This is a genomic window from Metabacillus sp. YM-086, from assembly GCF_048059995.1.
GTDB classification, from domain to species: Bacteria; Bacillota; Bacilli; order Bacillales; family Bacillaceae; genus Metabacillus; species Metabacillus litoralis_B.
In genome coordinates this window covers 1-5,856 of the sequence record NZ_JBLUOI010000144.1, presented here as the reverse complement: position 1 = coordinate 5,856, position 5,856 = coordinate 1, and the positions used below count along the sequence as shown (strand labels likewise).

Genomic DNA, 5,856 nt, shown 5'->3' with positions numbered 1-5,856 from the left:
CTTTTGTTTTTTTATTAGCGACTCCGGCCGTGTCCTATGGACAAATTAAAACATTTAAGGAACCACCATTTGAATTTTACAAAGTTTCTCCTGGCGATACTTTTTGGTACATAGCTCAAAGATATGGCTTAGATTATAAAAAGCTTATGGAACTAAATCCAAATGTTGAGCCAAGAAACATGCATGTTGGTGAGGTTATTCGCCTAAAGGCTTCTGCAGGTAGTGTAAGCAACTTCCAAGATCAAGTTGTCCAACTGGTCAATCAGGAGCGAGCTAAAGCTGGTTTAAAGCCATTAACACATAGAGCTGATGTGAAAAATGTAGCTCAAAAGAAAGCGGAAGATATGATTAATTCTAATTACTTCTCTCACACAAGTCCTAACTACGGATCACCTTTTGATATGTTAAAAACATTTGGCATTAGTTATTCATATGCTGGAGAAAACATAGCAAAAGGTCAGAAAACACCTCAAGAAGTAATGAATGCATGGATGAATTCGTCAGGTCATCGAGCAAATATTTTAAAGCCTGAATTTGATGCAATAGGTGTTGGCTTTTATCACGGAGCATGGGTGCAAATGTTTATTAAAGGAAGATAGGTTAGAGGGTCTGATTGTCAGACCCTATTTTTTTATGTTTTATTTATTTTCCTCGTCATAAACGTCTCTACCAACTGCTCCAACAGATTCATTCGTTTCGCCTCTTGTATTTGATTCACTGATGTTTTTATATTTTCCATGTGATGGTTGTGTAGAACCTAAATATTTTGCTTCATGTTTTGCTTCAGTTTTAATAAATTGATCGAAATTTTCATTTACCATTACGTCAACTCCCAAATTTTTTTGACTTCTCTTTTAGAGTAACCATCTCAAAATTTTTCATTAAATTCATTTTAAAAAGGGCATCGTAATTTACGATGCCCTTAGCCAAATTTATTTTATTTTTTATCTTGATTAAAACTGGTTACGTGTTTCTCCGCCTAATTGTTGCTGAGAAAAAGAAACTAATCGCTTTGTAATTTCTCCACCAACAGATCCATTTGCACGAGATGTTGTTTCTCCACCAAGATCTACACCGAATTCGTTTGCGATTTCGTATTTCATTTGGTCGATCGCTTGAGAAGCACCAGGTACTACTAATTGGTTAGAATTGTTGTTACTGTTGCTTGCCATGATAATCCATCTCCTTTTATAAATGTATTGTTTGGTGGGTTAGGTTGGAATTGCACCAATCCATTAACCATCTAGGTTAACCCCAGATAAATGAAGAAGATGTACTGCCTTGTTGCCTTGCTGTATCGTTGTTGATATTTAATATTGCACGATAAACAATATTTATTCTTTTTTATTGAAAGAAATATTTTCCAATCCTGATGGGTAACAAATTAAGAATGTGGAATAATACGACAAGACGTCTATAAGGAGGGAAATACAGTGCCAACTGTTCAATTAAATGAGAATAAAATAATAGCGTATGATGATTTGGGACAAGGGACACCGGTACTTTTTATACATCCACCTGGGATGGGGCGCCACGTGTTTTATTACCAAAGGAAACTTAGTGAAAAAATGAGAATCATTGTTCCTGACTTATCAGGGCATGGAGATAGCTCACGGATAAAATCAAGTGAAGTCTCAATTCGTCATTATAGTGAAGAGCTCATTGAACTATTAGATAAGCTGAATCTGGAAGAGGTTGTTATTTGTGGTTATTCTGCCGGTGGAGTAATTGCTCAAAATTTATGTATATCATATCCAAATCGGGTAAGTGGACTTATTTTATTTGGTGGATATCCAGCAGTTATAAATACAGCATTTCAGTGGGAACACAAGGCAGGCATGTACATGGTTAAACACCATCAAAAACTTTTAGGTCAATTGTTAGCTATTAGTCATACAAAAAACAAAAAATTGAGGGAATTGCTTATTCAGCATATGGAGAAATGTCAACCTGGTGCTTGGTATAAATACTATCAAGTAGTATTAAGAAGTAATTTGATAAATGATATTCATAAAATTAACGTTCCTATTCTTTTGATGTATGGAACGAGATCTGATTTGATTAATAAATATTTATCTTATTTTAAAAAAAGAACGAATAACCTTAGAGTTGTCTTCTTCAAAAGAACAAACCATCAAGTGCCAACGAAAAGATGGAAATCGGCAAATAGAGAGATTTCATCATTTATTGCCACACTGAACAAAAATAAGTAATATCTGGTCTTGATTAAGAAAATTTCCGTTTTTAGCAGGAATCGAAAAATACATGATTAATTATATAGATAAAGATGTATGAACAAGTTGTGTTATAATATCTTTATGGGAAAACAAAAAAGTGTTTTAAGGGAGAGAGAAAAATGAATATAACTAAAAATACTTTCGGAGAGCTTAATAGCGAAAACGTATACAGCTATTCTCTTGAAAATGATCATGGCATGAAAGTGACATGTATAACATTAGGCTGTATTATTACTGACATCATTGTACCTGATAAAAATGGAAACTATGAAAACGTTGTCCTAGGTTTTGATGATATTGACAGCTATTTAAATGACTCACCATATTTCGGAACAATCGTAGGTCGTGTTGCTGGTAGAATCGGCAATGCCGAATTTGAGTTAGATGGTAAACAGTATTCGTTACCGAAAAATGAAAATAATAACCATTTACATGGTGGACCAGAGGCATTTGACAGAAAACTGTGGGCTGCAAAAGAGTTTCAGCATGACGGAGAAGTTGGAGTTGAGTTTTCTTATTTAAGTCCAGATGGTGAAAATGGATATCCTGGAAACTTGACCGTACATGTAACGTACGTTTTAACTAATAATAACGAGCTGAAGATTTCATACAGTGCTACATCAGACAAGAAGACTTTAGTTAACCTCACAAATCATACATATTTTAATTTAAGTGGAAATCTAAAAGATGATATCCTATCACATAAACTGCAACTAAAGAGTAATCAATTTCTAGAACTAGGTGAAAACTTACTACCTACAGGGGAATTTCTTGAAGTGGGCAACACTCCATTTGACTTCAGAAATAGTAAAGCTATAAAGGAAGCGATTGAGGGAAATCACCAACAAATACAAATAGCGGGTAATGGTGTGGATCATCCATTTTTATTAGACGATCATCATAATGAAGAAATCACTTTAGTTGAAGAACAAAGTGGGAGAAAATTAACAGTGGAAACTGATGAACAAAGCGTTGTTATATATACAAGTAATATGATGGACGACTCCTTTGTAATAAGAGGCACTCAAGCAAGAAAATATCTAGGTATTTGCCTAGAAACTCAAGGGCTGCCAGATTCAATACACTTTCCGCATTTCTCTCCTTGCGTCTTAGATGTTAATGATGAGTATAAAACATCTACAACTTATTCTTTTTCAGTACTATAATAATGAAGAAGAAGACCGTAATCATATGATTGCGGTCTTCTTCTTGTTAATCACTATAAGGGTATGGAACATGAATACTGTCAATTGTTCCTGGTTCATCTTGAATCGCATTTAATGATTCCACATATTCTTTTAACTCTTTTTTCATTTCATCTGGTGCACCCTCTTTTAAGTGCCAATTACCAGGTTCATCTACAAAAAATTCACTCTTTACAAAACTAGGATACTTTTTTGACATGATTTCCCTCCATTAATGGTTTCACATTATTATTTTTTCCTTTTTAGGTAATGGCAACTCATACTTTATAAAAATGATTAGATGGCATATTTTCACTTGTTACTAACCAAACTATGGTATATGACAATTTGTGAAGGGACAGATAAGATGATTTTTTATGCATGTGTAAAATATGATGAACATCATCCAGAAACTTATAAAGGCATTGAAGTAACAACACTTGGTTCAAGTGATGTTATAGCTAACTTTGAATCTTATGACCCACTTCAGGATTATCACAACTTTGTTAGCTGGTCAGAAGGTGTAGGTCAAGATAACGTTGGATTTTGCGATAGCTTGAAGCATTTTGCAAAGGACTATGAAAGTGTTTCAGATGATGCCTCACATGAAATGATGAATATGATATATGGCGAACATTCAGACTGTTAGAATTAAGTGCATCATAATTAAAAAACTGATTTCATGTAAGGTGTTACTACTTACATGAAATCAGTTTTCTGCTATTTATTTAGCGTTGATTCTTTTTGTTTGTTTTCAGTCTCCACTGGTTTTTTTTGAATGATGTGAGTTTTCGTAAAGAATTGATTAATAAATCCTGTTACATGCCGGTAATTTTCTTCAATTTTGTCAATAACATAGCTAATTCGTTCGAATAATGTTGCTTTTAAGCTATCTACATCCCGTGAAGTTTTTAGGTTGATTGCTTCTTGCTGTTCAAGTTTTTGTAGTATTGTTTTGTGGAATGCTTCTTGAATTTCGACTGTCTTTAAGATTTGTTCGTTAATCTCATTTTGTTCAGCCAATTTATCATTAAGGTCATCATGATTTTCACCAAATTTTTCTAACTTAATTGATAAGTTTTGAACGGCAGTATCTTGAATGGTTAATTGATCAACAATTGCTTGATTAAGCAGGCCTTCATCTTCATGCTTTTTTAACAACTCTTGATTAAACATTTCGATTGCTTCAAATCTTTCGAGTAAAACTTTATAGGCTTCCTCTTGCTTTTGGATGTTATCTAGCAGAGGGGTTGTTCTTTCTTCTTGATTTTCTAATTTTCTTGATAATTGGTCAAAATGATGCTTTTGCTCAACTTTTGTTTCATGAACAAGTGTATTTACTTGTGTTGAAGCATTCTTTAATTGAGAATTTATGTTTTGTTGAGATTGAATAAATTCATGTAAATAGTTCCTGCGATAAGAGTCTTGGTTTGATGTAGCCTTAACGTTTGCTGAATGTTTATATAGTAAAGGATGTTGATCGTTTTTTATATAAACCAAAAAACTCACTCCTTTCAGTCAGTTTAATAGATGATGTTAACATCATATGCCGGTACCCAGCTTTTTGATCTATATTCTTTAAACTTTTTCGTTAAGCTAACTACTAGTTATGCTCAAGCGAGCTTCTAATTTACTCAAAAATAAAAAAATAGGAAAATTTTCAAAAAAGTAGGGAATAGTAAAATAGAAATCAGAGTAAAAGGTGGGGTAAAAATGAGTATGGAATGGTTTGATCGTGTAAGTAGTGAATTACAGGACCATTTGGAGTCAATTTGTGAAAAATATGACCAAGAAGGGCATATGTCAATTGATCGAGGAGCAAAGCATCCGCGTATTGAGTTCTTTGTTGAAACAGAGGATGATGATCGTGATTATTTCTGTACGTTGTTTTTTGATCCTCACAATGAAGAATTTTATATTGAAACGTTTGACCTAGAGTACGAGCAAACATCTAGAACAATACTTGGAGATATTGAAGATATCATTGATGCGGTGCATGAAAGCTTCCATCTTTATACGAATGACGATGACTTCGATGATGTTATATACTCAGATGATGAATTTGATGATGACGAGGATTCGGACATATTCGAAGAAATTGATGTTGAGTGGGAAACACCTGAAGTTACAGCCTTTATTTATGAAGATGAAGTTGAAGTTACTTATCAGTTTGGTGTTGTCCAAGAAACAGGTGATGGAGTTCTCCGTCGAATAAACCGTATTAAAACTGACGATGATGATATGATTAAAGATGAAACAAACTTTATCTTTAGTAAAGAAGAAGCAAGTACAATTATTGCTATGATAGCAAGTCATATGGACTCTCTATCAGAGTTTGATTTGGAATAATTATAGAGCTCCCCTTTAAAAGGGGGGTATTTTTAATTACTAATGTTCAAAAAGATTCTAGCTTTTTTTCAAGTAATGAATAAAAA

At 33.5% G+C, this 5,856-nt stretch carries 9 protein-coding genes; 5 read left to right on the top strand and 4 right to left on the bottom strand.

The genetic code is table 11. The features are described 5' to 3' along the window. A partial coding sequence (locus tag ACEWK1_RS27210; RefSeq protein ID WP_416636840.1) for a CAP domain-containing protein occupies positions 1-599 on the top strand: 599 nt, incomplete at its 5' end. Between the two features lie 39 nt (positions 600-638). Here the strand turns inward: ACEWK1_RS27210 and ACEWK1_RS27205 are convergent. Together ACEWK1_RS27205 and ACEWK1_RS27200 are read right to left on the bottom strand one after the other, a co-directional pair. After that, entirely contained in the window at positions 639-821 is a 183-nt protein-coding gene (locus ACEWK1_RS27205) for a hypothetical protein (RefSeq protein WP_121662426.1), read from the bottom strand. A 132-nt stretch (positions 822-953) separates the two neighbouring features. Continuing rightward, on the bottom strand, positions 954-1,172 hold the full coding sequence (locus ACEWK1_RS27200; protein WP_121662425.1) for an alpha/beta-type small acid-soluble spore protein: 219 nt from the start codon (positions 1,170-1,172) through the stop codon (positions 954-956). Positions 1,173-1,433: 261 nt separating this feature from the next. Here ACEWK1_RS27200 and ACEWK1_RS27195 point away from each other — a divergent pair, with 261 nt between their 5' ends. Together ACEWK1_RS27195 and ACEWK1_RS27190 are read left to right on the top strand one after the other, a co-directional pair. Then, on the top strand, positions 1,434-2,213 hold the full coding sequence (locus ACEWK1_RS27195) for an alpha/beta fold hydrolase (RefSeq protein ID WP_121662424.1): 780 nt from the start codon (positions 1,434-1,436) through the stop codon (positions 2,211-2,213). A gap of 143 nt (positions 2,214-2,356) precedes the next feature. Then, positions 2,357-3,403 carry an aldose epimerase family protein gene (locus tag ACEWK1_RS27190; protein WP_212134153.1) on the top strand — a complete coding sequence of 349 codons (1,047 nt, stop codon included), beginning with the start codon at positions 2,357-2,359 and terminating at the stop codon, positions 3,401-3,403. A 46-nt stretch (positions 3,404-3,449) separates the two neighbouring features. Here the strand turns inward: ACEWK1_RS27190 and ACEWK1_RS27185 are convergent, their stop codons facing one another. Beyond that, the gene (locus ACEWK1_RS27185; RefSeq protein ID WP_212134151.1) at positions 3,450-3,641 is read right to left on the bottom strand and encodes a hypothetical protein; all 192 of its coding nucleotides are present in this window, start codon (positions 3,639-3,641) and stop codon (positions 3,450-3,452) included. 147 nt (positions 3,642-3,788) lie between these two features. On the opposite strand from ACEWK1_RS27185, the gene ACEWK1_RS27180 reads away from it, so the two are divergent. Then, the gene (locus tag ACEWK1_RS27180) at positions 3,789-4,070 is read left to right on the top strand and encodes a hypothetical protein (RefSeq protein WP_121662421.1); all 282 of its coding nucleotides are present in this window, start codon (positions 3,789-3,791) and stop codon (positions 4,068-4,070) included. 71 nt (positions 4,071-4,141) lie between these two features. Here ACEWK1_RS27180 and ACEWK1_RS27175 read toward each other — a convergent pair whose 3' ends face one another. Then, on the bottom strand, positions 4,142-4,921 hold the full coding sequence (locus ACEWK1_RS27175) for a hypothetical protein (RefSeq protein WP_121662420.1): 780 nt from the start codon (positions 4,919-4,921) through the stop codon (positions 4,142-4,144). Positions 4,922-5,134: 213 nt separating this feature from the next. On the opposite strand from ACEWK1_RS27175, the gene ACEWK1_RS27170 reads away from it, so the two are divergent. Further along, positions 5,135-5,770, top strand: coding sequence for a hypothetical protein (locus ACEWK1_RS27170; RefSeq protein WP_121662419.1), 636 nt, complete (start codon positions 5,135-5,137; stop codon positions 5,768-5,770). Positions 5,771-5,856: the final 86 nt, after the last annotated feature.

What these genes read in the sequence shown, in the direction of transcription:
- ACEWK1_RS27205 (WP_121662426.1), bottom strand. Translation starts at nt 821, where the DNA reads ATGGTAAATGAAAATTTCGATCAATTTATTAAAACTGAAGCAAAACAT.
- ACEWK1_RS27185 (WP_212134151.1), bottom strand. Translation starts at nt 3,641, where the DNA reads ATGTCAAAAAAGTATCCTAGTTTTGTAAAGAGTGAATTTTTTGTAGAT.
- ACEWK1_RS27200 (WP_121662425.1), bottom strand. Translation starts at nt 1,172, where the DNA reads ATGGCAAGCAACAGTAACAACAATTCTAACCAATTAGTAGTACCTGGT.
- ACEWK1_RS27170 (WP_121662419.1), top strand. Translation starts at nt 5,135, where the DNA reads ATGAGTATGGAATGGTTTGATCGTGTAAGTAGTGAATTACAGGACCAT.
- ACEWK1_RS27190 (WP_212134153.1), top strand. Translation starts at nt 2,357, where the DNA reads ATGAATATAACTAAAAATACTTTCGGAGAGCTTAATAGCGAAAACGTA.
- ACEWK1_RS27180 (WP_121662421.1), top strand. Translation starts at nt 3,789, where the DNA reads ATGATTTTTTATGCATGTGTAAAATATGATGAACATCATCCAGAAACT.